This is a genomic window from Bifidobacterium tibiigranuli (assembly GCF_009371885.1).
Taxonomy (GTDB): Bacteria; Actinomycetota; Actinomycetes; order Actinomycetales; family Bifidobacteriaceae; genus Bifidobacterium; species Bifidobacterium tibiigranuli.
The window spans coordinates 98167-122046 of record NZ_QLZA01000001.1 but is presented as its reverse complement, the minus strand read 5'-3'; the positions used below and the strand labels follow the sequence as shown (position 1 = coordinate 122046).

Below are 23880 nucleotides of genomic sequence, written 5' to 3'. Positions count from 1 at the left end.
TTAGGCCACAAGCCGTGGCATACGAGGGCACGCAAGGCAAGACCAGCACGCAAAGCGAGACCTGCATGAAACATGCGCGGAGCTGTACGATGGCATCACCCAGCTTGACATTGACACTGGTTACGGTATCGTAAGTTACGTTTGCGTAACATATGGCAACGGAGGATTATGAACAGCCCGAATCAACTCGAAACCGAGGATGAGAGCAAGCGCGCCGCCGTCATAGCAGCCCGCGAGCAGGCCACGCATGCCAAGGCCGAAGCGGCGCGGGCAAAGGCCCGCAACAGAGCCGATTCCGTGCGTCGTATGGCCGAACGGCGGGCCGCAGCCATCATCGCGCGCGGCGAGGCCCATGCCGCACGCATCGAAGGCGTGCCGGTAACGACGCGCCGGGTGCGCCTCGACGTGCACGGCCGGCCCAAGCCGCTCCTGCGCGGCTGGATTCATGCGGTATCCGCGCCTCTTGCACTGGCGGCCGGCATCGTGCTGATCTGCCTGGCGCACGGCACGGGGCTGAAATGGGCCTGCGCGATTTTCATGTCCTGCTCGGCGTTCCTGTTTATTAACTCGGCGGCCTATCATCTGGGCGACTGGTCGCCGCGCGTCACCGACGTGCTGCGCCGCATCGACCATCTCAACATCTTTCTGCTGATCGCTGGCACCTACACGCCAGTCTCCTTCGCGCTCGATTCCTTCTGGCGCACCGCTATCATCGTGGGCATGTGGAGCTGCACCTTCGTGGCCATGATCATCCATGTGATCTGGATCAACGCGCCGCGCTGGCTCTATGTCATCGTCTACATCGTGTTCGGCGTGTCGGGCCTCGCGTTCATGCGGCTGTTCTGGCTCTCCCCCGCCGCCGGCCCAGTCGTCGTGATACTCATCGCCGCCGGCGGAGCCTGCTACATCGCCGGAGCCATCGTCTACGCCCTGCGCAAGCCCGATCCATGGCCGCGCATCTTCGGCTTCCACGAGATCTTCCATCTCGGCACCGTCGCCGGGTTCGCCTGCCACATGGTCGCCATCTACATGGTCATCGTCAATCTGTGGTGAGCGTCGCGCAGCCTATTATCTGCCTCCTTGCGCGTCTTGCGCCATTAAACATTGTTCCCCTATGCCAGGCACTCTGGCATAGGGGAACAATGTTTAATGTTTGCTGTCGCCGCCTTCGTAGCGTCACGATAGCGGCTGAGAATCCTTGACCGTCACCGATATCTCGCGACCGTTCGGCGTCTTGTAGCTGACGGTGTCGCCCTTCTTGGCACCGATAATGGCGGCTCCGATCGGCGATTCCGGGCTGATGACGTCGTATTCGGTGGCCACGGCGATGTCGCGCGACCCCAGCACATAGACCATCTCGTTGCCGGCCAGGTCCAGCGTCACCACGGATCCGTTGCCCACGGTGCCGGCCTCGGGGGCCTCAAGTATCTTGGTATTGCGCAGCTTGACGATGAGCTCGTTGATGCGGCCTTCGTTCTTGCCCTGCTCCTCGCGCGCGGCCTGGTAGCCGCCGTTCTCCGAAAGATCGCCTTCGGCGCGCGCCGTCGCGATGCGCTCGGTGATCTCGTCGCGGTATTCGCCTTCGCGATAGGTGAGCTCCTGCTTGAGCTTGTCGTAGGCTTCCTGCGTGAGCAGAATCGTCTTTTCCTCGGCCATAGTGCCTCCTCCTGACCTTAATCCTTGTTATATATGACTGCGCTGGCCAAGCCCGGTGCACTATGTCTGCGTACCGAACCTCGCCAGCGCTATATGTGTCGTTCTCTAAGCCCGCCCGGCTCAGCGGGTCGAGATGATGTCGATGACGAAGACCAGCGTGTCCTCGCCGCCGATGCCCGCCTGCGGCATACCCTGCGAGCCGTAGCCGTATTCCGGGGGAATCGAGACCACGAGACGCGAGCCGATGTTGTGGCCCGGCACCGTCTGATCCCAGCCCTTGATGACCTGCCCGACGCCGATGCCGAAGCTGGCCGGCTGATGGCGGTTGAAGCTCGAATCGAAGGGCGTCTCGCCGCCCCAGACCACGCCGTGGTAGTTGACCGTGACGGTGTCGCCGCGGCGGACCATCGGACCGTTGCCTTCGACGACCTCTTCGACCTTCAAGCCGGCCGGCGGTTCGGGCGCGGGGAATGTTATCTCCGGCGCGGCGCCGAACTCAGCGTTGACTTGCGGCATGCTTGCTGTCATATTGGCCTCCTTACGCACAATGTGACCCAGACTAGCACTTGTGAGTTGATAGCGATATCGCAGCGCGTCATTTTGGAACTCAGCTGTGGCTTAGCTGCAACTCAACTGCACATCAATTGCAAAACAATTCCGAAACTTAGCATTCCACGACGTTGACCGCGAGACCGCCCTTGGAGGTCTCCTTGTATTTCGACATCATGTCCGCGCCGGTGTCCATCATCGTCTTGATCGCCTGATCGAGACTGACCAGATGCGAGCCGTCGCCGAACATCGCCATGCGCACCGCGTTGATCGCCGTGTTCGCCGCCATCGCATTGCGCTCGATGCACGGAATCTGCACCAAGCCGCCCACCGGATCGCAGGTGAGGCCCAAATGATGCTCGATGCCGATTTCCGCCGCGTTCTCGATCTGCCGCGGCGTGCCGCCCATCACTTCGCACAGTCCGCCGGCCGCCATCGAGCAGGCCGACCCGACCTCGCCCTGGCAGCCGACTTCGGCTCCGGAAATCGAACCGTTGCGCTTGAACAGGTAGCCGATGGCCCCGGCCGTAAGCAGGAAGCGCACCACGCCGTCCTCATCCGCGCCGTCGACGAAGCTCCAATAGTATTGCAGCACCGCCGGGATGATACCGGCCGCACCATTCGTTGGCGCGGTGACGATGCGCCCTCCCCCAGCGTTCTCCTCGCTGACCGCCAGCGCGAACAGGTTCACCCATGCGGCGTCCGAGGATTCCAACGCGTCCAGCGCCGCCTCGCCACGGTGGTGATCGCGCCGCAACGCATCGCTGCCCGGAGAGAGCCGCTGGTACATGCGCGGCGCGCGACGGCGGACTTCAAGGCCACTAGCCAGAATCTCCTCGGTGCTGGTGCACCCCGCGAGAATACAGCCGTGCATCATATGCCAGATGTGCAGCAGCCGCTCGCGCACCTCATCGGCCGGGCGCATCGCGGTCTCATTGGCCCAGACGATTTCGCTCACACGCAGACCCGTGCGCTCGCATAGGGCCATAAGCTCGCCGCAGGACGAGAAGTGATAGGGCACCTCGGGGCCGAAATCCACCTGTCCGCCGGTTTCCTGCTCCGCGAAGGTCATGCCTTTCGCCGGCCGCTCGTGGATGCCGATCATCGGGTCGTCTTTGTCGCCGCGCCGGATGAACCCGCCGCCGATGGAGTACCACACCTGCTCGTCGAGCACGTCGCCGACGGCATCAAATACCTGAAAGCGCATGCCATTGGGATGTGCCGCGAGCCGCTGCCACATCTCGAAGACGACATCATGCGCGTAATCGAACGCAATCTCCTGCTCGCCTCCCAGAGTGAGCGTCCCCCGCTGCTCGCACTCCTGCCGAATATTCAAAAGGTGCTCGATATCGACATCCTCCGGCATGTTGCCTTCCAAGCCGGCGACCACCGCGCGGTCGGTGCCGTGGCCCATACCGGTCATCGACAACGAGCCATACAACACCGCGCGCACCCGAACCACCTGGCCCAGCACGCCGGACTTGCGCAGCGAAGAGACGAAGGCGTTGGCTGCGCACATCGGCCCTACCGTGTGCGACGAGCTCGGCCCGACGCCGACGGTGAACATCTCAAGGACACTGAACATATCACGACCATTCTCTATTTACGTCTGCGCATTCGACTTGCTGTGCCTGTTGTGCGTGCGAGACTTTTACTCGCACCGGTTTGTGTGCGGCTGCATATGTCGCATCTGTTTCGGACAGAGGCGTGCGTCATAAACCCACGGATGGCATTATATAGGCACACTGTAGCCGCGCCACGCCGCTCAAGCCGTCAGCGCACTGGCACTACGTAGCTTCCGCAATTCTTGCTACAGTGTTATTCAAATGCGCGATGCCGCCTTGACATAATCGCCAAAGTATTGTGCTCAGTACAGCGCCCCGTACACTTTGGCGAGGGCGAAAGCTCCGAATATTGTAAGCACCAGCGTCAACACGCCGATGGCAATGACCGCGCCCTTGCGGCGGGACAACATTCTGGGCGCAATCGAGCCGAGGAAAAAGGCGGCGAATCCCAATGCGGCGCAGTTTACGCCGATGAGGATTACCTGGCTATTACTCAGCTCAGCAAGTCCCAGCGGCGTGAGCATCGAGTTGATGAACGCCGTGAACACCGCGCATCCCCAAATCGTGAAGCCGAGCAGCCCGGCGACGCCATAGGCGACCGGCATCAGGGAAGGCCGCAGCCTATTGCCCAGCGACTCGACGCACCACAGCAGCGCGAAACCCACGGTGTAGGTGAACGCCACCGCCAGCAGACATGCCACCGCCGCCCAAGGAGCGAGCGCGAACCGGTTCTGCGCCATGCCTGCAAACATCGGCGCGCAGATGATCTCGCCCACGCACAAAACCCCTGCGGCGGCAATCGCCTGCACAAGCATGGTCGGCAGGCCGGATTCCTCGTCGCGTGTGATATTCGTCCATTGTCGAGCCATGACGTTCCTTTGCTGTGTGTGCTTTGCCTGTGCTGCCGTACTGATTGCTCACCCCATGCTATATGCCCATATGCCTAAGTCTTCAGAAGGCACACAACCTGCGCTCGTTCAGTTGCTCCCTGGCATAAGCATGGCCCGGTATTCGCAGAATACATAGATTATATGATTCGCGGATACCGGGCCGTGCCGCAGCTATTTTGCCTTTAATATTCGCAGCGCTTTAGGCCTTGGTGACATGACCTCCAAACTGCGCGCGCATAGTGGAAATCGCGCGCAGAATATCGTCGGCGCCCCCGCGAGACATTTGCCGCACATGCAGGGCTGCTGCCGTGACCGGCGTAGGCACGCCGAGTTCCAAAGCGGATTCAACCATCCACTTTGCCTCTCCGGATTCGTTGGCGACCGGAGGCATGTCGCTGAGCGTCGGATTGTCTTCGAAAGCGTTGGCGAGCAAATCAAGCAGCCACGAGGATACGACCGAACCGGACCTCCACGATGTCATCACGGCTGCCGGGTTGGTGATGCAGGGACTTTTCGCCATAGTGGCGAATCCTTCGCCTAGAGCCTGCATCATGCCATATTCGATGCCGTTGTGCACCATCTTCGCATAATGTCCGGCGCCAACGCCGCCGGCAAGCACAAGACCGTCGGGACCGCTCGGCTTCAGCGTATCAAGCACGGGCTTCACTCTTTCGAAATCCTCAAGCGAGCCTCCCGCCATCACGGCATAACCGCGCTCGGCGCCCCATACTCCGCCCGATACCCCGCAATCCATAAAATGGATGCCGCGCTGGTCAAGATACCGCGCGTGACGGGTATCGTCGGCATAGCGTGTGTTTCCGCCATCGACGACGAGATCTTCGGTATCGAGCAACTGTGCCAGAGTCTCGATTACCGAATCAGTCGGCTCACCTGCCGGAACCATCACCCACACCACGCGTGGCGAAGACAATGCTTTGACGAGAGCTTCCATGCTGTCAACATCGCGAGATGACTGCGGTGAACTATCGTAGCCAACAACCGTATGGCCTCTTTCGCGAAGCCGCTGAGCCATGTGCCCGCCCATGCGTCCAAGTCCTATCATTCCAATATCCATATGTGCTCCTTATATCACGTCTTTACATGTCACAGTCTCCATGCATGGATATTCCATTGGATATCCATGCATGACCTTTCGCGCCAGTGCCCACGCCTTAATCGCCTTACAGGAAGGATGTATAAGGCAAATCAATGGGATGCGTATACCTATCGTCAAAGCCGCGATCGTGGTAGTACTCCAACTTGTTCCGGTCATCCGGGTAGACGAAACGCCCGCCCGGAAGCCAGCACAGCGGATGGAAGCGGTAACCGAATCGCTCGCGTCGCATCTTCCATAGCGTTTCGACCTCGTGCGGATCAGCAAGCATATTGCTCCACACATCCCAATGCAGCGGTATCACCACGTTGGTGTTCAACGCCTCGCTGGCACGCAGCACGTCAACTGACGTCATCTTGTCCTGCACCGATACTGGGTTCTCACCATAGGCGAGGAGCGCCACATCAATGTCGAAACTTGCGCCATGCTCCGCGTAATACGTACAATAGTGTGAATCGCCCGCATGGTAGATAGTTCCAGCGGTTGTCTCGATGACGTAGTTGACGGCACGTTCATCCATATCGGGTATGTCTGTCGACCCCGAATTTGTCTCAACCTTGACTGGATCAGTGATAAGCACGGTTCGGTCGAAGGATTCAACGACATGAATCGTCACATCCTTGATTCGAACTTCATCACCCGGATGCACTACTTGGCATCGTTCGGCAGGAACGCCCCACGCCAACCATTGATCAACCACGCACTGAGGCCCGATAAGCGGGATGGGCCTTTCGACATTGTGAACGATGGCGGCCGCAACATTCATATCAATATGGTCATGATGGAAGTGAGTGACCAGTAAAGCGTCCAGAGTCCGAATCGCGAAGGGATCGATTACCATGGGCGTGGTGCGCAGATTGGGCTGGATTTTCCGGCCGCCAGTCAGCCGCGACCACTGGTGCCGCGCAGACATATCCGGCTTGTTATGCGTGGTTTTGCCAGTGCCGCACCACAAGTCAACGGCGATATTTGTCTGACGGTCGGTCTTAATCCACACGCCCATGTTTCCAAGCCACCACATGGTGAATTTGCCATGCGGCACCTCGGTACCATCTATCTCTTCGTTAAGCCAAGTTCCCCAGTCTGGGAACGCCTCATTCATCCACGTTTCCCGAGTGACCTCGCTGATATTGCGTGCTGGCATGCTATTACCTTCTTCCATATACTGCCTTAGGCGTAAAAGCGGTCGTTTACTTACTCTCCAAGCGTCTCAATACGCGCATCGAGATGCTTTTTGATATCGTCCCGGTCAACAAAATTGGTCAGCACAATGGTCTTTTCTTTACAGTCATCCGGGAATTGATCAGCCAACTCTGTGGTGGTGATGTAAATATCGGCTGGGGCACCCTGGATACTGCCTAGGTCGACGGTATCGACTGAAATATCATCTCTGCCTTCATCGGCAAGGATGCTTTCGATGTTCATTTTCGCGATAACGCTCGATCCGACGCCGAAACCGCAAACGCATACGATCTTCATGATGATTCTCCTTGAGTGAGTTGTTGTATTGGTTGATATGTATGGTTACATCCTTGATCAGAAGCCCATGAACAGGCCTCTGACGAGCTTGAGCAGATACATGATTGGCGTCCAAACCAAGGCATAGTCGATGTTGGACCAAGTAAGTCCCGACCCGTACACTGCGCCTGTCAACGGATACAGCGCGATGACTGCAACCGAGGAAAGCGCACCAGTCACGAAGCCTGCGGCGATGGCACCTCGCCATCCGCCAGCCTTGTTGCCGAAGACTCCCATGACGTTGCCGTCGAAGTACATGATGATTGGGCTGGGGAACACAATCACCGGCGAGCGGAACACGATAGTGCCTATCGTCACAAGGATGCAAGCGACCGTGGAGCCAAGGAAACCGAACATACCACCCATCGGCGAATAAGGAAAGAAAGTGGGCGCATCAAGTGCTGGGACAGCTCCGGGAAGGAACTTATCGGATATGCCTTTGAAAGCGGGGACGATCGAGCCGACAAACATGCGCACTCCCTGCAGCAAGATGACAATGCCTGCGGTGAAGGCGAATCCCTGAAGCACGAGCCACAAGATCCAATTAGTGTCGTTGCTTCCTGTACCCGATAGAACCTCGATGCCCTGACGACCAACAGCAAGCCCAATTCCTACGAAGATAATCGGCATAAGGAAGAACATGACCACTGTATTGTCACGGAACATCGAAGCCCACTTGGGCAGTTTCATTTTGTCGGCATCCTGCTCGGGATCCGAGCTGCCGCACCACTTGCCGACGAAATGCGCAACTATGGAACCCACCTGATCCATGAATCCCAGCGTCGATACGTCGTGGGTCCAAGGACGTGCGAGTCTACGCGTGATGGCAGGCGAATAGGTGTAGTACAAGGCATTCAGCACTGTTCCCACCACTATGATTGCGGCCGGATTCGAGGTCTGCAAAACGACGGGCAGTGTCACCGCCATGAACGCGGAATGATAAAGCGCAAGATGCGCCGTCAGATACACGTTCTTGAAATCCTTGCCCGGAGTGATTCGCACCAGCAGCAGATGCAGGAAGAACGCCAGCAGGAATATAATCACAGTGTTCTTCGCTGCATCCTGAAATTTGAGCACGACGCCGAACACTGCATCATTGGTGGGCAGAACACCTTCGACGTTGAGGGTATCATTCAACGATTTGACCACTGGCGACAGCGAATTCATCAGGATGCCTGCACCGGCCGAAAGTACGGTCAGACCGATGATCGTTTTCACGACTCCATCAACGATTTGAGGAAACTTCTTTTTTTGCAACAGTAAGCCGACCAAAGCGATCAGGCCGAGGAATATGGTCTGATTGCTCAGAAACTGATATACGATAAAATCGAATATCTTCATGTTATTCTCCTTTATTCATAGTGCTCACGATGGCCTGGGCATCATCACTGGTGCGGGCTTCGCGTAGCATGCCAAAACCGTTCTTTTCATTGAGGAACGTGACTACTTTTTGCAACATCGCAAGATGGGCGTCGTTGCTCGTAGAAGCCACGACGATGACGATATCAACTGGATCGTTCTGCTCGCTGCCGAATTCGACGGGCTCGTCGAGAGTTGCAATAGCCAGACACGGGCGGTGCACCGCATCACTCGGGCGCGCATGTCCTAAGGCAAATCCGGGAGCCAGCACGATATACGGCCCAAGCTCATGAACCGCCTGGATCATATCAGCCACATACTGGGATTCAATGCTTCTATCGTCAAGCAAAGGCTTAGCTGTCTGTGCGAGTGCGTCCTGCCAATCATCAGCATGGATTTGCAGCTGCACATGACGCGCCTTCACCATAGGATCATCAGCCATGAGTTCATCCTCCTTGAAGTAAATAATCGTCAGCGATCATTTAATTTTTATGATTGTATTTTACATCACTGCAAGAAATAAGGCAACTCTGTGCAGTAGCGGCGCGAATCCGCACGCGAGCGCGCGAATCACATGCAAAAATACTGGTTCTTCCTTTAGGATGGGATACTACGGCAGCATTAGGGGGCAGACGCATGGATTTGAGCATCATCGAGCGAATCAAGGCTCGCTATCAGCGGTTAGGCGCAAGCAGTCGCAAAGTCGCCGACTACATCATCAACAACAGCACCAACGCCGCATCGAAGACCATAACCGACATTTCCGAGGAATGCGGCGTTTCCACTGCTACGCTTTCGCGCTTCGCTCGGACGCTGGGCTACTCCACTTTCTCCCAGCTGCGCTGGGCTCTCGCCAGCGAAATCAACACGCAAACCGAATCAGTGGAAGATATCGACATCGCGGACTCGCCCAAAACGGTAGCGCGAAAAACGCTCACGGCTAACATCGAAACCCTGACAGGAACCTTCGCTCTGATTAACGAACAGGATCTGGTTCAGGCACGCGACTACATTGTGCATGCGCGCAAACTCGGATTCTACGGGTTGGGCGGCTCGAATATCGTCGCCTTAGACGCTTACCACAAATTCATGCGAATGCCCATCACCGTGATTCATGACATCGAATATCACATGGCTCTTATGCAAACCGCGCTGATGGACAAACAAGATTGCGCCATCGTCATATCGCACACAGGGAATGATACCGATACGCTGGTGCTTGCCGAATCTTTACGCAACAACGGTGTTCCAATTATCGTCATCACCAGCTTCGCCGATTCACCCCTGACTGAATACGGCGACGTGGTCTTTTATTCGATTTCGAAAGATTCAAAAACACATTTGGAAGCTTTGGAATCCTTTACCTCGCAGTTAGCAATCAACGATTGCCTCTATGCACTGACCGCACAGTATTTCGGCAAACGCGGCGAAGCGAATCGCGACAGGATTCGGGCTGTGATATCCACGAAACATCTCTCATAACTGTAACATCTCAGGCAGCGCTCACGATCCGGTTTCCACTGATCAGAGCCTATGCCCACATGAAAATGCGCATTCCCATGCGCAGCTGTCCCCACTTATGGGGACATTCAGGGGAAATTCAGGGTGTTCCCCGATACCATGACAGCGGGCGATGTACTGGAATGAATGGTGAACGGATATTCGGCATGCGCCTGCACAGTCAATGGGGCGTTCTGGCGTTTTGCGGTTTTCTGGCACACAGATGTGTTGAGTGTCAGACGACGGCAGAGCGCTTGGAGAAGCCAAGGATGCCTCCCGCGCCGTGCCCGCTAGGGAAAGGAACATATCAATGCAAGATGCAAGGCCTGACCACGAATGGACGCCGGTTCCACAGGCTGACGGCGAGGATGCCGCGCAGTCGCAGGGGGCGGAGACGGAATCTCAAGGAGCACAGCAGCAGGGGGCGCAATCGTCAAACGCACGATTCCAAAGAGTTCAGTCGGAAGAGATGCAGCTCATCGATTTTGTTCAGGAGCAGGGTGTTCAGAAGCAGGATGCTCAGGAGCAGGAACCCGGGGAAACGACACGCCAGATGCAACCAGTGGTTGGACTTGAATCGGGCAACGCTGGCGCGCAATCCGATGTCACCGGCGTGCTGTCCGAATCCTCAGAAAACCTTGAGGGCACTGAAAGCGCCGAATTCGGCAGGCTCATGCAGGAGCGCAAGGCACGCAAGAAAAAGCGCCTGATCCGCCGCATCATCATAGCCGTCGTCATCGCGGCGCTGGTGCTCAGCTTCATCGTCTACAACGCATTGCGGCCAGCAGCAGGAAGCGGAGCATCTGCCGCTCCCACGGCAGCGGTCGAGCAGGGACTCTTCATCGATCAGGTCAACTCCACCGGATCCATCGAGCCCATTTCCTCGACCGTCGTCGCGCCGGAAGTCGACGGCACCATCGGCGAGGTGAAAGTGCAGGAAGGCGCGAATGTCAACGCCGGGGACGTGCTGTTCACCATCAACAACGACAAGCTCGATCAGGATGCGAACCAAGCCGACCTCGCGCTGCGCGCCGCACAATCGAGTCTCAACGGTGCACAAGCTCAGGTCAATCAGATCAACACCAGCATCGCGAACGCGCGACGGCAGGGCGGCGCTCAGGGTGATGCTGCGGCTTCGGCTGTGCGGCGAGCAGCTGCCCGCCGCACAGAGCGGAGTGAACAGCGCGCAAATCGCCGTGCAGCAGGCGCAGGCCACCTATGATCAGGCGGCTGCCCAGCTTGGCAAACGCACGGTGACGGCTCCTGTCGCCGGCACGATTCTGACCATGAGCGCGGTCCCAGGCACGGCCGTTTCCGCCGCCGGCACCGCATCGGCCTCGGGAAGCGGCAAGCCGCTATGCCAGATATCCGACCTGTCACGCATGAAGGTCAATGTCAACGTCAACGAGCTTGACATCACCAAAATCGCCAAGGACCAGGCAGCCAAAGTCACTTTCTCCGCCGTCCCTGGCCTCACGCTCGATGCGACGGTCGACACCATAGCCAGCACCACTTCCGCTTCCCAAGGCGATTCTGCAAATTTGGCGACGGGCGCAGGCTCCCAAGGCTCGGGCAGCACCGGGTATGCAGTGCGCTTGGTGATACCCTCCCCCGACCCACGGCTGAAACCGGGCATGACCGCCAACGTGAAAATCACCACGAAGCGCATTGACGACACGCTAATGGTGCCGATTTCCGCCATCACGGACGATGGCAAGGGTGAAAGCTACGTGATGCTCGAAACCAATGCCGACACCCACGAGTCGAAACGGGTGAACGTCAAGGTCAAAGACAAGAACAGCACCAAGGCCGCGGTCGATGGCGACCTCAAGAAAGGCGATAAGGTCGTCGCGTCCGGCAGCGCGAGCGCTGCAGAAGGCTCGTCCGGTACTGATGGGTCTGCGACCGTAAGCAGCGCGTCCGAAGCTCCGCTCGAGAAGGTGCGGTAGCCATGTCACTGCTTCATATTCGATCCCGTGCCAAGACAGAGCCTGTTAGTGCCGACCCGACTGCCACCTCGCAGCGCCCATCGACCAGCGCTGCAATCATCGAGACCCATAGCATCAACCGCATCTTCGAAACCGGAGAGACCTTCACGCATGTGCTCAAAGGCGTGTCGCTAAACGTGCGCGAAGGCGAATTTCTGGCAATCATGGGGCCAAGCGGCTCGGGAAAGTCCACGCTGATGAACACGTTGGGGCTGCTCGACCAGCCATCCTCGGGCAGCTACCGGCTCTGCGGCATGGACGTGCACGACTTGAGCGACGACGAGCGCTCCGACCTGCGCGGGCGGCTCATCGGCTTCGTATTCCAGTCCTTCAATCTGCTGCCGCGCACCAGCGTGCTGCGCAATGTGATGCTGCCGCTGGCCTACTCCGACTGCCCGGTGCGCCAGCGCGAGGCGCGTGCCATCGAGGCGCTGCGCTCGGTGGCGTTGAGCCCGATGCTCTTCGACCGCAAAACCAATGAACTCTCCGGCGGCCAGATGCAGCGCGTGGCCATCGCCAGGGCGCTGGTGCGCAATCCGCCGCTCATTCTGGGCGACGAGCCGACTGGCAACCTCGATTCCAAAACGGGCGAGGCCGTGATGCGCACCTTCGAACGGCTGCACGATGCGGGCAAAACCATCGTGCTCATCACGCATAGCCCCGAGGTCGCCGCCCGCACCGACCGCTGCCTGCATATGCGTGACGGCGTGCTGCGTGAAGGGGTGTACCGATGAAGGCTCGTGATCTTATAGCGGAGACCGGCTCCGCGCTCAAAGCCAACAAGGGCAAAAGCGCCCTGACGATACTCGGCATCGTCATCGGCATCACCGCAGTCATCACCATGACCTCGCTGGTCGGCGGAATCCGCGATGCGCTGGTGAGCGAAATGGACATGAATGCGGCGCGCGCAATCAGCATCTATCCCTATAACGGCGCTGGCGTCAGCGATGATCAGCTGGCTGCGATGCGTGAGCAGCTGCCCGACTACGAGTACCTCTCCCCATCGAACTACGGCTCAGCGCAGGAAATCGCGACGCCGACCACGACCGAGAAGCTTTCAGCGTCCATAACCGGCGTCGATGAGCACTACTTCGATGTCTCAGGCCTGAAAATAGCGCAAGGACGGGCATTCACCCAAGGCGAGTCCGCCGAGGGCTCGATGTCGGTGATTCTCGACAGTCAGGCTGTACAGAAGCTTTTCAGCAGCGCGGATGCGAATCCGGTGGGCAAGATCGTGACCTTGGACGGCACCGAAGCGACCGTAGTGGGCGTCGTCGAAAACTCGGCGCTGATGGGTGGCGGAGGCGGCAACGGCAGTCTGAACATCTATATGCCTGTCTCCGCCGTGTCGCTGCGGTTCGCGAGCTCCGGCACCGGCTATCAGCAGATTTTCGGGCTGGCCAAGTAAGGCGTCGACGTTGCGAAGCTCACTGAGCAGAGCAAGACCACCGCCGCGAGAATCCTTCGGATACCTGCCGACCAGATCGATCAGGAGCTGTCGGTGTCCAGCGCGCAGTCCGTGATCGACCAGATGAGCAGCTTCATGGGTGCCTTCCAGCTACTCGCAGGAGCCGTGGCCGGTATCTCGCTGCTCGTGGGCGGCATCGACATCATGAACATGATGCTGACCAATGTGACTGAACGCATCCGCGAAATCGGACTGCGCCGCGCTCTAGGCGCAACCCGCCATGACGTGACCGCCCAGTTCCTCGCCGAGGCCATCGCCATCACCGTGATGGGCGGCCTCATCGGCACTGTGCTCGGCTACGGCCTATCGATGTCACTGTCCGGCCTAGTCGGTGGCATGGTGGGCGGCATGGCCATTGCCCCCTCGGCTTCCGCGCAGTCGGTCATGCTCGCAGTCGGCATCTGCATCGCCGTCGGCGTCCTTTTCGGCTACTACCCCGCCCGCCGAGCCGCCCGCCTCGACCCAGTTGACGCCCTGCGGCATCAGTAGGTGCGGACATTGTATTGGAAAAGTACCCCCGGTGGGACTCGAACCCACCGTGGGTGTTTTTGACCGTCGTCGACAACAGTTGCGTAAGTTGGCATATGCCTACTCGCGCTTGTGCTTTCGGGCGGTCTACTGCTCTTTTCGTCATCACTCCTAATCACTGAAAATCACTGTTTATAATTTAATCCTGCGCTCAAAATGTGCTCACGATGATTGCCAGTTATTTACAGTGATTACCGGATTCGGACGCCATCGGATACGCTGGTTCCATGGCCGAGGATATTCACAAGCTGCTGCGTGACGCATTCGACGAGGCTGGCCCGCGTCCTGACCCGCGTTGGCCCCTGGAGCGGTTCGCGCTCGACCTGTGGACGCAGGGAGCGTTGGAACATGAGCAGCTTTCGCGGATCGTACGGCTGATGCGCGATGACGATTAGGACGCCGGTATAGCTTTTGGGGTTGAAAACGTCAGGGATCGCAGAGACTGGTGCGCGAGGGGCTGCTGACTCCAGAAACGTACGGCAAAATATGGATGGCGTTGCACGTTGAGTCAGCGCGGCTTATCAAGACCGAGCGGGTACGGGAAATACATGGGATGAGACACGTCGATCGGCGAGACCCTGTAGCGCCCTGGCGCTGCGCTGGCACGTCACATGGATGGATACAAACTAGGCGGTGAATCTATTATATGAATGGGTCGAAGGGAGAAATCGAATAGGCGTTTCTGCAATATGAGAGACTTCCTACTTTATGTAAATATATTTAGAATCTAACTAAATTAGACGAATATTCTCGAAATACTCGAACAATCCCGTATATTCTATAAGTTGTGGTATAGTTAGCGAAGTAATCGGACACAACTCGTAGAATCTAAGGTCATCATGGTATTCGCCCGCCTCAACATCACGCCATCGGCTCTGCCGATGCTGTCGATACTGTCATCCATCAAGAACGCGCGGACGAACGGTCTGGACATATCGCCGGACTACCAACGTGGGTACATCTGGACCGATCAGTATAAGGACCAGTTGATCTTCAGCATCATCCTCAACTATCCAATCGGCAATATCGTCATCAACAACCTCAACGAACCGAACGCGAAGAACGCCAGGCAAGAGCTCGTGGACGGGAAACAGCGACTGACCACCATCCTCCGCTTCGTCGAGTGTGGCAATGTCGAGCAGTATATCGCCGACAGCGACCGATGGTTCAAACTCAGTTCCAAGATCTCCGACCAGGCCAAGGACGTCATCAGGGGCATCGTCGGCGATTCCGATCCGGCGGGGATCGCGAAGATGGAAAGGGCCCGACGTCTTTCCTACAAAGACCTGCCCGCAAGTATCCAGATGAACATCAACGCCTACAGCATCCCCGTATATACGATGCAGGCGGCCGATCCTGCACAGATCCGGGATTACTTTAAGGTATTGCAGAATCAGGAGAAACTCAGAGCCGGTGAGATAATCAACTCGCTGCCGGACAACCCCATGAGTGTCTACTTCTCCGGGCTGCCGGCACAGCAGTTCCTTGAGAACGTGAACTGCCAGTCGTTCAAACGAGCCGAACTGGAGAAGATCTACTACTCGGTGCTGGGCATGTGGTTCGACAAGATCCAACTCAATTCAGCCGACCAGAAGGTGATCGATTTCGTTGCCAACGCCGATGGCCTCTCTGATGAGCAGATACAGGTCATCAACAACCTGGATCAGGGCATCGTCCAGATAGCGGAGATGCCAACGGCGATACAGAAGACCAGGATAAGCAAGCGGATGGTTAAACTTCTGTTCGGCATGGCGTTGCATTCCCCGGAGTACTTCTCGGTCAACGCCTTGTCAAGGGCACAGCAGCTGTGTGATCTGTCAGCTAAGCTGGCGGCATTCAACTCAAGTGAATCCGACCCGGTGTCCTTTGCCAAATACTTCTCCGATGAATACACGTCGAACGAGGAAGACTTCCTGAAACGACGAGCTCCTCTTTACAGAACTTTGTTCTGGAGTACCGCCAGAAGCGTCTCCAAAACCGAATTCGTTCGGGCGATGGAAATAATCAAGCTACTATTCACCGAATCATTCGATTCTGCCTTTGAGTATTACAGAAATGGAATCCATGCGTAATCCGAGAACGCGGAATTCGCCCCTATTTGCCTAGGCGATGAGATACGAGATTGGAACTTCCCGTTGAGAAATCTCCAGACGCGCACGCCATGGATGCACTTAGACCATGTGCATATGCCGATTCTTCGCCTCAAAGATTGAAGAGTTCCAACTCTTCACATGTTAACCAACATAATGGCTTGTGAAATAAACAGGTAATAGTTGATGAGAGACGGCTTCTCGCCGTCTGACAAGTTAAAGAGAAAAGAGATCTCTTATGCTTTGGAAGAAATCAAGAGCCAAATCTGGAAATTCTAACACCGACGCCGTCCTCACGGATGAAATCCCCGAGTATATTGCCCAACCGCTGTGCACATGGATTCGTCGATCAGAGATGATGCTCTGCATCGATCCGGATACGGCGTTCCTAGTTCCTGAAAACTTCGATACCCATAAGAAAGAGGAGATGATTCTGGAATTTCAGGAAACCGTAAAGAAGACTGTCCCATTCTCGCCTTTACGCGGTATCGAAGACACTTGCAACTATCTGCTAAACCACAAAGAAGATTGGGATCCTTTACTCGTTGAATATGTTGCATTTCTTCTCGAGAAGATAATACGGATTCTATCCGTAAGCGAATGGGGCGAATACAGAGTGAATGAGGATCCTCATCAGCCACAATCTCTCCAGCCTTCCTCTTCTGTTACCTATCTTCAACGATTGGATATTTGTGTACAAGATCTTGAGGACATCCTTGATAGAGGAAGCTCGAAATGGAGAGTCAGTATTAACCCTGAGCGTCCGGGATTGATTGAACGCATGGACCCGAATCAACAAAAAATGGTAAAAACCTCACTATCTCACCGTGATCTCGCGTCCAAACAGCTCGCCAAAGCATACTCGGAGATTTTTGGTCGCGAGAAAGACTACGACAATGGGTATGCCGATCTTATCAAAGCGGTAGAAGCGTTGGCCAATCCGTTAATAGGACCTAGAAGCACTCGGCAGACCTTGTCCCGTGATGCTAACGATATGTTTGATCAGAATTGGCACTATGTTATTGAGCCGACAGAATCAAGATTTCAGGTCCAGGGCGGAATGCTAAGACCTCTTATGCACGCGCTGATGAACAATCACTCAAGTAGGCATGGCGATGAGGGGAGATATGAACCAATCAATGAGAAGAAGGCAAAAGCGGCGTTCTATGTAGCGGTCCTACTAGTCGAAGCATTTAGAGATGGGTATGTAACCAAAGACAGGCCTCAATCTTCCAACGTCGAATAGACAAACCTTCGAGATGGGTCTGTCTGACGTGATGCTTTCTTACATATTGCTTAGAACGCGGAAAATCGCCCTCGCCTCCACATGGAGACGAGGGCGATTCTGTATTCTGAACTATCAACTCAGAGTTGATGTTTTCACTGTTTGCCGCTCATTTTGAGCGGGTTGTAGGCCACGCCGAACATGTTGGCGATGTAGGGGGCGGTGAAGCTCAGAGCGCTTGACGCGATGGTGAGCCATGCGGGGGCGCCCGTGGAGAGGGATGCGATGGCGGCGAGCAGGCCGAACAGGCCGATGACCGCGCACGCGACGTACACGACGGTGCGTGTCGCCGCGCCGAACGTCGGCGTGTAACCTGTCGTCGTATCATCCGCCGCGGGCAGCGAGCCACTGGCCACGGTTGTCGTCTCGATCACCGGCGTGGCATTGAGCGCGATCGTGGACGGCTCCGTGCTCTGGCTGCCGGTTGCGGGCATTGCCGTGGCGTTGCCCGTGGGGACGGCGGCGGGCGTGAGCGTGGTCAGGTAGTCGTCGGTCGGATCGTCGCTCGGGCTGGGCGTCGTAGGCGTGGCTGCGGGCTGCGTCAGGGGCGCGTACTGTTCCGTTGCGCTCATCATGCCACGCTCACTTTCAGGCTTGCGAGCTTCTCGGCCACGGCCTTGGTCACCGTATCAGTGACGGCTTTGGGATCAATGCCGTTGGCCTTGGATAGCGCTTGGATGGTGGCGTCCTGGGCGGCGACCTGCGCGCGCAGCGCGGGCAGCTGCATCGAGTCCATGCCGTAGAGCCGGTCGCGCGCTTTCACCTTGTTGATGTCGGCGTTCCACACGCTGTCGGCCACATGGTTCGCCGCCTGGTCGATGCCCTGCACGCGGTCGCGCATGAGCACTCCGTTCTGGTTGAAGTCCCACACCGCTTCGGCGATGGCGTTGATGTCGTTCTGGTTCACCACTTCTTCCTCGTTTCCGGCCCATTGGGCCCATTGCTCTCGTGTCGCGTATGATTTGTTCAGGTCGAGATTGCCCGCCCAGCCGTTGAGGCGGCCGGTGGAGGCGTACTGGCGGATATCGGCCTGATACGTTCCCTGATTCCATGGCGAATCCTGATAGCCCGTAGGGTTCTTGTCTGCATACTGGGCGACCCATGTGGGGCACTGCTGCCTATTGGCGACGCCCCTTGGATAGGCGGACGCCATGCCGTAGAGTACGACGGTTCTGCCGATGTCGGCCTTGAGCCGGGCCACGAGCTGCTCGCAGTACCCTTCGTTGCCCCAAGCCGCGTTGCTGCCGGTCTCCCAGTCGACCGCGAAGGCGGCCCGGCCACGGTAGTCCTTCGTCGCGCTGGCGAATACGTCTGCCTCCATGACTGCGCCGTGCCCTCCGACATAGTGGTAGAGCATGGTCGGCTTGCCGAGCGAGAGCGCTTGCTCGCACTGCCGTCGCCAGTCCGGGTTGACCACGCCGCCGTCCTCGCTCACGAGGATGATGACGAAATCGCACGGCACGGCAGCGAGATCGATGCCGGTCTGGTAGTTCGATATGTCGATGCCGTTCATGACCATGCGCGGCCTCGGCTCGCGTGATTCAAACCCGTCGGATTCGACGGGTTTAGCATTCGATTCATGTCATGGTTCCTTTCTAGTGGAGCTTGGGAAAGTCGGGGCGCATGCTCTCGGGCAGGTGAGGCTTTGGATGGCTTTTCGTCCATGCGACCTCGCCGGACTCGCACAATCCGTCGAGCCAGTGGAACAGTTCGCGCAGGTAGCGGGTGCGTTCCACGTCGCGGTCCTCGAACTCGTGGCTCTCGGCGCGCAAACGCTCGTTGTCGTCGAACAGCTTGCGTAGCTTGCGGTCCTGCGCGTCGATCTCCCTTTGCATCTCCGACTGGGCTGCAGCCAGCTCGTTGTACGCGTGCGCCAAGTTGGGCCGGCGGCTGGCGATGGCGTTGAACAATCCGGTCGCCAATCCTCCTACCAGCGCGCCGAGCAGGCCGATGAGGGCTATGGTCACGTCCTTGTCCAGGCTTGCCAGCCAGCTTACGGGGTTCACGCGGTCGGCTCTCCGGTCCCGTCGGCCGGGGTCTCGGCTGGCGTTTCGGGCGTGGTGGGATTGTCGGACGTCCATGTGCTGATATGGTCCACGCCGGCCAGTTCGGACGCCTGGATGGTGGCGGACAGGCGGGTGGCCATGTCGCCCAGCATGATCTCCGTGGCGCTGGGGCTGGTGAAGTCGGCGCGGGCCTGGATCGCGTAGTTGACCCATGTCTGGGCGGTCCCGTCGTCGCTGTGGTCGAATTGGAAGCCCAGGCGCGCGAGCTCGTAGATGATGCTGCCGGCTTGGGGGCGCAGGTCGATGGTGTTCATTATCTGTTCCTCATTTCTGTTAGGGGGTTTATTGGACAAATATTGCTAGGCGAGGGGTGTGACGCATGCCCAGTGGCCGCTCGTGTTCAGGTTCCAGCTGCCGTTCTGCGCGACCGAGCTCATGAGCACGTGCCGGGTCTCGATGTAGTACGTCGTGTAGGATTGCAGGCTGGTCACGGGCACGGACAGGCTCATGGAGCCGCCGACCGTGCTTTGGGTGGTGTCCTCCCAGACCGCGTTCGTGCATTTCACGCACTTGGGGGGCGTCACGTCCTGTATGAGCGTGTTCGACCCGTCCGCGTTCCTGCGCCATACCTGGAATCCGTAGCCGATGACCAGGCTCGTGGTCCCGTTGGTCACGCCCGTGGTGCCCACGTAGGCCGCGAGGTACGCGCCGATGTCCACGCGAACCGACGTGCTCCAATTCGTGGAGAACATGATGCGCACGCACGCCGAATCGAAATCGTTGACCGTGAACCCGTGATTGTTGCCGCTGTTCACGCCCCCGTTCCACGAGCCGGTCGCGGCCATGAAGATCGGGTCATGATTGAAAACCGACCTGTTGATGGGGCGCATGCTGTTCGAGCCAGCATCGTAGATGCTTAGGCCGTTGCTGTCGACGCGGGCGGTGAGACTGCTGGACGCGTCGAGTATGTCGAACGAGCCGTTGGCGTTGACGAGCGCGGAGTATCCGGTGAACTGGCCGTTGCTGATCTTGCCGACCTGCACGCCGTTCGCGGTCATCATCATGCACGTCTCGAGGGCGCCGACCCGGTTCTGCGCGTTCGACGCGTTCGACGACGCCGTGCTGGCGGTCGTGCTCGTGGTCGCCAAGGCGGCTTGGGTCGCGTACTTGCCGCTGGCGTCCGTCTGCTTGAGGTACGTGCCGCTGGCGGCGGACTGGCTCAGATACGTGCTGTCGGCGGTGCTCTTGTCGACCTTCGAGCCGAGCGTCACGCTGAAGCTGGAGTCGTTCAGCTCCAGCGCGCCGAACCGCTGGGTGACGCTCTGATTGTTCGCGTACTTGCCGTTCACCGTGCCAAGCAAACTATCGCTCTTCTGCTGGAAGCTCGAATTGGACACGTACGTGGCCGCGATCGAATCGCCCAGCGCGGTTATCTCGGTCACGTCCCTCAGGCTCACCGCGCCGATGGCGATTCCCGCGTCGCCCGGCGTGTAGATGCCGAACCTCAGGGCGGCGTCCAGTCTCGTGTTCGCGGGCAGCGTCATGTCCTGGCTGAAATGCTGCACAGTGTTCTTCGCGCCGAACGCGCTCATCGGAATCATCATGTTGATGCCGCTGCGGAATGACGCGTAGAACACGGTGTCCGCGCCTCCCCACGGGCTGTATGCGTCGAAGCTCAGGCGCAGCGTGCGCGGCGTCGAGGACACGCCGGTATCGGGAATCGGCGTGCTGCACAACAGCGCCCATTGACCGGCGGCCGGCGCGGGGTCGAGCGCCAGATACGGGACGCTGTTGAGCGTGGTCAGGAACGTGTTGATGTTCGCGCTCTTGACGGCGGTCCAGTTCGCGAGTCCGTTGGCGAAGCTCCCGTCCGGCACCAGCTCGCGCGCGTTCGCCAGCGCCAGTTGGGCCGCCGCATTCGACGCGACCGCCTTGCCGTCCGTCGTTTGCAGCGCCGCTTGTGTCGCGTACTTGCCGTCGGCCGCCGCAGTGGTGACGTACATGTTGCTCACGTCGGATTTGACGCCGGTCGCGGACTGCTGGATAGCGCTGTTCATGGCGCTCAATGTCGGATAGCCGCTCATCGCGCTCACCGTCTGATACGTTCCCGACACCTGCGAGAGGATATCGCTCTTCGACTGGCTGATGGCCGACGTCATGCTGGACGTGGTCGGATAGCCGCCCATCGCGCTCAAGGTCTGGTATTTCGCCGCCACCTGGCTCGTGATATCCGACGCCGTCTGGCTGACCTGGCTGCTCACGTCGCTTTTCGTCGGATACGTGTTAGTCGCGGTCGTCTTGTCCAAGTAGGTCTGCGAGACGGTGGTCTTGAAGCCGTTGAGATTCTGCGTGAGCACGCTTTCGCGGCTGGTCGCATCCGCCGTCGTGTCGTACGTCTGCTGCACCGTGGCCTTGAACCCGTCCAGATTCTGCTGCGCGGTCACCGCCGTCGATAGCGCCGTGCCGGCCGTGCTCTGGGCGGCTGCGGCCTCGCTGATGTCCCTGACGCTCACATTCGCGACGAGGAACGATGCGGACACGTTAGCGTTCGCCGACCGGCTCATCATAGCCATTCCCAATCGGTCGGCGCTGGCGGGCAGCGTGAAATCAGCCGAGCAGTGCCGCCACGCACCATCCAAACCGGTCAGATAATTGTTAGTGAATTCCTTCCACCCGCCTGCCTGCGTGGTCTGGAACGTGAACCCGATCTGCATGCCGCCCGCGTTGTTGGTGTTCCAGCTGATGACCCGCAGGTCGAATTGGACGCGCAGCACGCGGTCCGTCCCCGCGCGCCCCATGCGAGGCGTCAGGCTCTGCGACAGGTAGCGGTTGCTGTTGTCGTTGCCGGTGACGAAGTCGATTCTCACGGCATGCGGATATGTGGCGTCCGCAGTGTAGATTTGCGGATTGCCTACGCCCGGCGTCCACGAGTCCAGGCCGTTGGCGAACCCGCCGTCGATGACGAGTTCCGTCGCGTTCGCCAATGCCTGCGCGGCCATGTTCGTGGTCTGGCCGATCGAGCTGGACAGGCTCGTCGCGGTCTGCTGCAACGAGCTGATGTTCGAGACGGCGCCGCCCAGCGTGGTGGCCTGCGCGCTCACGGTGGACGTGAGCGCGTCCACCGTCTGGCTCAGCGTGTTCGCCTTCGACAACGCGCTATTCGCCGTACTCGTCGTCGCATTGATGCTCGAAGTGAGGCTCGTGGAGGTCTGCGACAAAGCGGATTGGGTCGCGTACGTGTTCGCGGCGGTCTGCTTGTCGATATACGTGGACGCGACCGAGGTCTTGAACCCGTCCAGATTCTGCTGCGCCGTCGTCGCCTTCGACAACGCGGAACTCGCGGTCGTGGACACGCCGTTAATGCTCGACGTGAGGCTGTCGGCGGTCTGCTCCACTGCAGCGACCCGCGTCAATGACTGCTGCGCGTCCGAATACGCGCTGCTCGCGGTCGTCGAGACGCCTGTTAGATCCTGCTCGTTCTGCGTGCTTAGCGTGAGCGCGCTGTTCGCCGTATCGGTCGTGTTGCTGATGGTCGTGCTCAGACCATCGACCTTGCTGCTGACCGTCGTGATCCGCGTGTTGGCCGTGTTGATATCGGCGGCGGCCTTGTCGGCGACCGCGCCGAACGCCGTGGCATCCGACTGGGCCTTCGCGGCGGCATCGCGCACCGACTGCGTGTCCGCCGCCGCATCGCTGCGCACCAAGTCGGCCTTCGCGCTGGCCGCGTCCGCCGCCGAGAACGCCGCAGCCGCCTTCCCGTCGATCGTCGCGACCTGTCCCTGCACAGCCGCGATATCCGACTGCTCCCGGGCGAGCATGTCCACGCTCTCATCCACCACGGTCACTGTGATCGGGTCGCTCGGCATGGAGCTGTTCGGCGCTGGGGTGCCGTTGATGTCGTGCGCGTCGTCATAGGAGACCGCAGTGACGGTGACCGTCGTGCCCACGGGCAGCGACACGGATGACGTACTACCAGCCGACGGCAGGTCAGCCAGGTCGACCGTTATCGGGTCGCCGACAGGACCAAGGTATTGGATTGACAGGCGTACGAACCCCAGCGACGGGTCCGGGCCATCCTCCAGCGACCCGTCCCACGACACGAACACGCACCCCATATGCGACTCCGCCGTGACCCCAGTCGGCCTGCCCGGGGCAGTGGTCTTGCCCACCCACTTCGCCACGCCCGCCGACCCCGCGCCCGGGCCCGACACCGTGAGCGAGCCGTCAGCGTTATGCGTCGTGATCGTACCCGCAGGGCCAGTCTGCTGACGGCTCGCCACCACTATCGCCATATTCGCCGCATCGAGCGCGAGCGCGATATCGTCTTTGCGGGTGATGTCTGGGTGGTAGGCCATGCGTCCCCC

24 protein-coding genes are annotated in these 23880 nt (G+C 58.7%); 10 read left to right on the top strand and 14 right to left on the bottom strand.

All coding sequences use genetic code 11. From position 1 onward, the window contains the following. Window positions 1–168 precede the first annotated feature (168 nt). Window positions 169–1053 (top strand): PAQR family membrane homeostasis protein TrhA, encoded by an 885-nt coding sequence (gene trhA / locus DDF78_RS00650; RefSeq protein WP_152579876.1) that lies wholly within the window; start codon window positions 169–171, stop codon window positions 1051–1053. A 123-nt stretch (window positions 1054–1176) separates the two neighbouring features. Here the strand turns inward: trhA and DDF78_RS00645 are convergent, their stop codons facing one another. The 9 genes from DDF78_RS00645 to DDF78_RS00605 form a co-directional block, all read right to left on the bottom strand. Continuing rightward, window positions 1177–1656 (bottom strand): GreA/GreB family elongation factor, encoded by a 480-nt coding sequence (locus DDF78_RS00645; RefSeq protein WP_152579877.1) that lies wholly within the window; start codon window positions 1654–1656, stop codon window positions 1177–1179. Window positions 1657–1776: 120 nt separating this feature from the next. Next, on the bottom strand, window positions 1777–2184 hold the full coding sequence (locus tag DDF78_RS00640) for an FKBP-type peptidyl-prolyl cis-trans isomerase (RefSeq protein ID WP_152579878.1): 408 nt from the start codon (window positions 2182–2184) through the stop codon (window positions 1777–1779). 136 nt (window positions 2185–2320) lie between these two features. Next, the gene (locus DDF78_RS00635; protein WP_152579879.1) at window positions 2321–3790 is read right to left on the bottom strand and encodes an L-serine ammonia-lyase; all 1470 of its coding nucleotides are present in this window, start codon (window positions 3788–3790) and stop codon (window positions 2321–2323) included. A gap of 282 nt (window positions 3791–4072) precedes the next feature. After that, complete coding sequence (locus DDF78_RS00630; protein WP_152579880.1) at window positions 4073–4639, bottom strand: 4-hydroxybenzoate polyprenyltransferase; 567 nt, start codon at window positions 4637–4639, stop codon at window positions 4073–4075. Window positions 4640–4859: 220 nt separating this feature from the next. After that, the gene (gene gnd, locus DDF78_RS00625; protein ID WP_152579881.1) at window positions 4860–5735 is read right to left on the bottom strand and encodes a phosphogluconate dehydrogenase (NAD(+)-dependent, decarboxylating); all 876 of its coding nucleotides are present in this window, start codon (window positions 5733–5735) and stop codon (window positions 4860–4862) included. Between the two features lie 106 nt (window positions 5736–5841). Then, window positions 5842–6918 (bottom strand): L-ascorbate 6-phosphate lactonase, encoded by a 1077-nt coding sequence (gene ulaG / locus DDF78_RS00620; RefSeq protein WP_152579882.1) that lies wholly within the window; start codon window positions 6916–6918, stop codon window positions 5842–5844. 50 nt (window positions 6919–6968) lie between these two features. After that, a complete protein-coding gene (locus DDF78_RS00615) occupies window positions 6969–7253 on the bottom strand; it encodes a PTS sugar transporter subunit IIB (RefSeq protein WP_152579883.1) in 285 nt (94 codons plus the stop codon). A 57-nt stretch (window positions 7254–7310) separates the two neighbouring features. After that, window positions 7311–8633 carry a PTS ascorbate transporter subunit IIC gene (locus DDF78_RS00610; RefSeq protein ID WP_152579884.1) on the bottom strand — a complete coding sequence of 441 codons (1323 nt, stop codon included), beginning with the start codon at window positions 8631–8633 and terminating at the stop codon, window positions 7311–7313. Between the two features lies 1 nt (window position 8634). Then, complete coding sequence (locus DDF78_RS00605; protein ID WP_152579885.1) at window positions 8635–9093, bottom strand: PTS sugar transporter subunit IIA; 459 nt, start codon at window positions 9091–9093, stop codon at window positions 8635–8637. Between the two features lie 194 nt (window positions 9094–9287). Here DDF78_RS00605 and DDF78_RS00595 point away from each other — a divergent pair, with 194 nt between their 5' ends. The 9 genes from DDF78_RS00595 (at window position 9288) to DDF78_RS00560 (ending at window position 17471) form a co-directional block, all read left to right on the top strand. Next, complete coding sequence (locus DDF78_RS00595; protein WP_152579887.1) at window positions 9288–10133, top strand: MurR/RpiR family transcriptional regulator; 846 nt, start codon at window positions 9288–9290, stop codon at window positions 10131–10133. A 328-nt stretch (window positions 10134–10461) separates the two neighbouring features. Then, window positions 10462–11373, top strand: a complete 912-nt coding sequence (locus DDF78_RS00590) for an efflux RND transporter periplasmic adaptor subunit (RefSeq protein WP_152579888.1) — start codon at window positions 10462–10464, stop codon at window positions 11371–11373. After that, window positions 11327–12100: an efflux RND transporter periplasmic adaptor subunit gene (locus DDF78_RS00585; RefSeq protein ID WP_162000634.1), complete on the top strand. Its 774-nt coding sequence runs from the start codon at window positions 11327–11329 to the stop codon at window positions 12098–12100. The genes DDF78_RS00590 and DDF78_RS00585 overlap by 47 nt, the downstream gene beginning before the upstream one ends. Window positions 12101–12102: 2 nt before the next feature. Next, complete coding sequence (locus tag DDF78_RS00580; RefSeq protein ID WP_152579890.1) at window positions 12103–12873, top strand: ABC transporter ATP-binding protein; 771 nt, start codon at window positions 12103–12105, stop codon at window positions 12871–12873. Further along, a complete protein-coding gene (locus DDF78_RS00575) occupies window positions 12870–13547 on the top strand; it encodes an ABC transporter permease (protein ID WP_152579891.1) in 678 nt (225 codons plus the stop codon). Before DDF78_RS00580 ends, DDF78_RS00575 begins: the two co-directional genes overlap by 4 nt. 93 nt (window positions 13548–13640) lie before the next feature. Further along, window positions 13641–14096 (top strand): ABC transporter permease, encoded by a 456-nt coding sequence (locus DDF78_RS00570; protein ID WP_152579892.1) that lies wholly within the window; start codon window positions 13641–13643, stop codon window positions 14094–14096. A gap of 266 nt (window positions 14097–14362) precedes the next feature. Continuing rightward, entirely contained in the window at window positions 14363–14530 is a 168-nt protein-coding gene (locus DDF78_RS11665; protein ID WP_154677494.1) for a hypothetical protein, read from the top strand. Window positions 14531–14974: 444 nt separating this feature from the next. Then, a complete protein-coding gene (locus DDF78_RS00565) occupies window positions 14975–16207 on the top strand; it encodes a DUF262 domain-containing protein (protein WP_152579893.1) in 1233 nt (410 codons plus the stop codon). Between the two features lie 256 nt (window positions 16208–16463). Next, window positions 16464–17471, top strand: a complete 1008-nt coding sequence (locus tag DDF78_RS00560) for a hypothetical protein (protein ID WP_152579894.1) — start codon at window positions 16464–16466, stop codon at window positions 17469–17471. Between the two features lie 134 nt (window positions 17472–17605). Here the strand turns inward: DDF78_RS00560 and DDF78_RS00555 are convergent, their stop codons facing one another. The 5 genes from DDF78_RS00555 to DDF78_RS00535 form a co-directional block, all read right to left on the bottom strand. Beyond that, window positions 17606–18082: a hypothetical protein gene (locus DDF78_RS00555; RefSeq protein WP_162000925.1), complete on the bottom strand. Its 477-nt coding sequence runs from the start codon at window positions 18080–18082 to the stop codon at window positions 17606–17608. After that, window positions 18082–19023, bottom strand: a complete 942-nt coding sequence (locus tag DDF78_RS00550; RefSeq protein WP_162000635.1) for a GH25 family lysozyme — start codon at window positions 19021–19023, stop codon at window positions 18082–18084. Before DDF78_RS00550 ends, DDF78_RS00555 begins: the two co-directional genes overlap by 1 nt. Window positions 19024–19105: 82 nt before the next feature. Continuing rightward, a complete protein-coding gene (locus tag DDF78_RS00545; protein ID WP_152579897.1) occupies window positions 19106–19516 on the bottom strand; it encodes a hypothetical protein in 411 nt (136 codons plus the stop codon). Next, complete coding sequence (locus DDF78_RS00540) at window positions 19513–19830, bottom strand: hypothetical protein (protein WP_162000924.1); 318 nt, start codon at window positions 19828–19830, stop codon at window positions 19513–19515. The genes DDF78_RS00545 and DDF78_RS00540 overlap by 4 nt, the downstream gene beginning before the upstream one ends. A gap of 45 nt (window positions 19831–19875) precedes the next feature. Continuing rightward, the gene (locus tag DDF78_RS00535) at window positions 19876–23871 is read right to left on the bottom strand and encodes a methyl-accepting chemotaxis protein (RefSeq protein ID WP_152579899.1); all 3996 of its coding nucleotides are present in this window, start codon (window positions 23869–23871) and stop codon (window positions 19876–19878) included. Window positions 23872–23880: the final 9 nt, after the last annotated feature.

What these genes read in the sequence shown, in the direction of transcription:
- DDF78_RS00555 (WP_162000925.1), bottom strand. Translation starts at nt 18,082, where the DNA reads ATGAGCGCAACGGAACAGTACGCGCCCCTGACGCAGCCCGCAGCCACG.
- DDF78_RS00540 (WP_162000924.1), bottom strand. Translation starts at nt 19,830, where the DNA reads ATGAACACCATCGACCTGCGCCCCCAAGCCGGCAGCATCATCTACGAG.
- DDF78_RS00645 (WP_152579877.1), bottom strand. Translation starts at nt 1,656, where the DNA reads ATGGCCGAGGAAAAGACGATTCTGCTCACGCAGGAAGCCTACGACAAG.
- DDF78_RS11665 (WP_154677494.1), top strand. Translation starts at nt 14,363, where the DNA reads ATGGCCGAGGATATTCACAAGCTGCTGCGTGACGCATTCGACGAGGCT.
- DDF78_RS00565 (WP_152579893.1), top strand. Translation starts at nt 14,975, where the DNA reads ATGGTATTCGCCCGCCTCAACATCACGCCATCGGCTCTGCCGATGCTG.
- DDF78_RS00630 (WP_152579880.1), bottom strand. Translation starts at nt 4,639, where the DNA reads ATGGCTCGACAATGGACGAATATCACACGCGACGAGGAATCCGGCCTG.
- DDF78_RS00575 (WP_152579891.1), top strand. Translation starts at nt 12,870, where the DNA reads ATGAAGGCTCGTGATCTTATAGCGGAGACCGGCTCCGCGCTCAAAGCC.
- DDF78_RS00640 (WP_152579878.1), bottom strand. Translation starts at nt 2,184, where the DNA reads ATGACAGCAAGCATGCCGCAAGTCAACGCTGAGTTCGGCGCCGCGCCG.
- gnd (WP_152579881.1), bottom strand. Translation starts at nt 5,735, where the DNA reads ATGGATATTGGAATGATAGGACTTGGACGCATGGGCGGGCACATGGCT.
- DDF78_RS00595 (WP_152579887.1), top strand. Translation starts at nt 9,288, where the DNA reads ATGGATTTGAGCATCATCGAGCGAATCAAGGCTCGCTATCAGCGGTTA.
- DDF78_RS00590 (WP_152579888.1), top strand. Translation starts at nt 10,462, where the DNA reads ATGCAAGATGCAAGGCCTGACCACGAATGGACGCCGGTTCCACAGGCT.
- DDF78_RS00560 (WP_152579894.1), top strand. Translation starts at nt 16,464, where the DNA reads ATGCTTTGGAAGAAATCAAGAGCCAAATCTGGAAATTCTAACACCGAC.
- DDF78_RS00615 (WP_152579883.1), bottom strand. Translation starts at nt 7,253, where the DNA reads ATGAAGATCGTATGCGTTTGCGGTTTCGGCGTCGGATCGAGCGTTATC.
- DDF78_RS00610 (WP_152579884.1), bottom strand. Translation starts at nt 8,633, where the DNA reads ATGAAGATATTCGATTTTATCGTATATCAGTTTCTGAGCAATCAGACC.
- DDF78_RS00550 (WP_162000635.1), bottom strand. Translation starts at nt 19,023, where the DNA reads ATGAACGGCATCGACATATCGAACTACCAGACCGGCATCGATCTCGCT.
- ulaG (WP_152579882.1), bottom strand. Translation starts at nt 6,918, where the DNA reads ATGCCAGCACGCAATATCAGCGAGGTCACTCGGGAAACGTGGATGAAT.
- DDF78_RS00580 (WP_152579890.1), top strand. Translation starts at nt 12,103, where the DNA reads ATGTCACTGCTTCATATTCGATCCCGTGCCAAGACAGAGCCTGTTAGT.
- DDF78_RS00535 (WP_152579899.1), bottom strand. Translation starts at nt 23,871, where the DNA reads ATGGCCTACCACCCAGACATCACCCGCAAAGACGATATCGCGCTCGCG.
- DDF78_RS00605 (WP_152579885.1), bottom strand. Translation starts at nt 9,093, where the DNA reads ATGGCTGATGATCCTATGGTGAAGGCGCGTCATGTGCAGCTGCAAATC.
- DDF78_RS00635 (WP_152579879.1), bottom strand. Translation starts at nt 3,790, where the DNA reads ATGTTCAGTGTCCTTGAGATGTTCACCGTCGGCGTCGGGCCGAGCTCG.
- trhA (WP_152579876.1), top strand. Translation starts at nt 169, where the DNA reads ATGAACAGCCCGAATCAACTCGAAACCGAGGATGAGAGCAAGCGCGCC.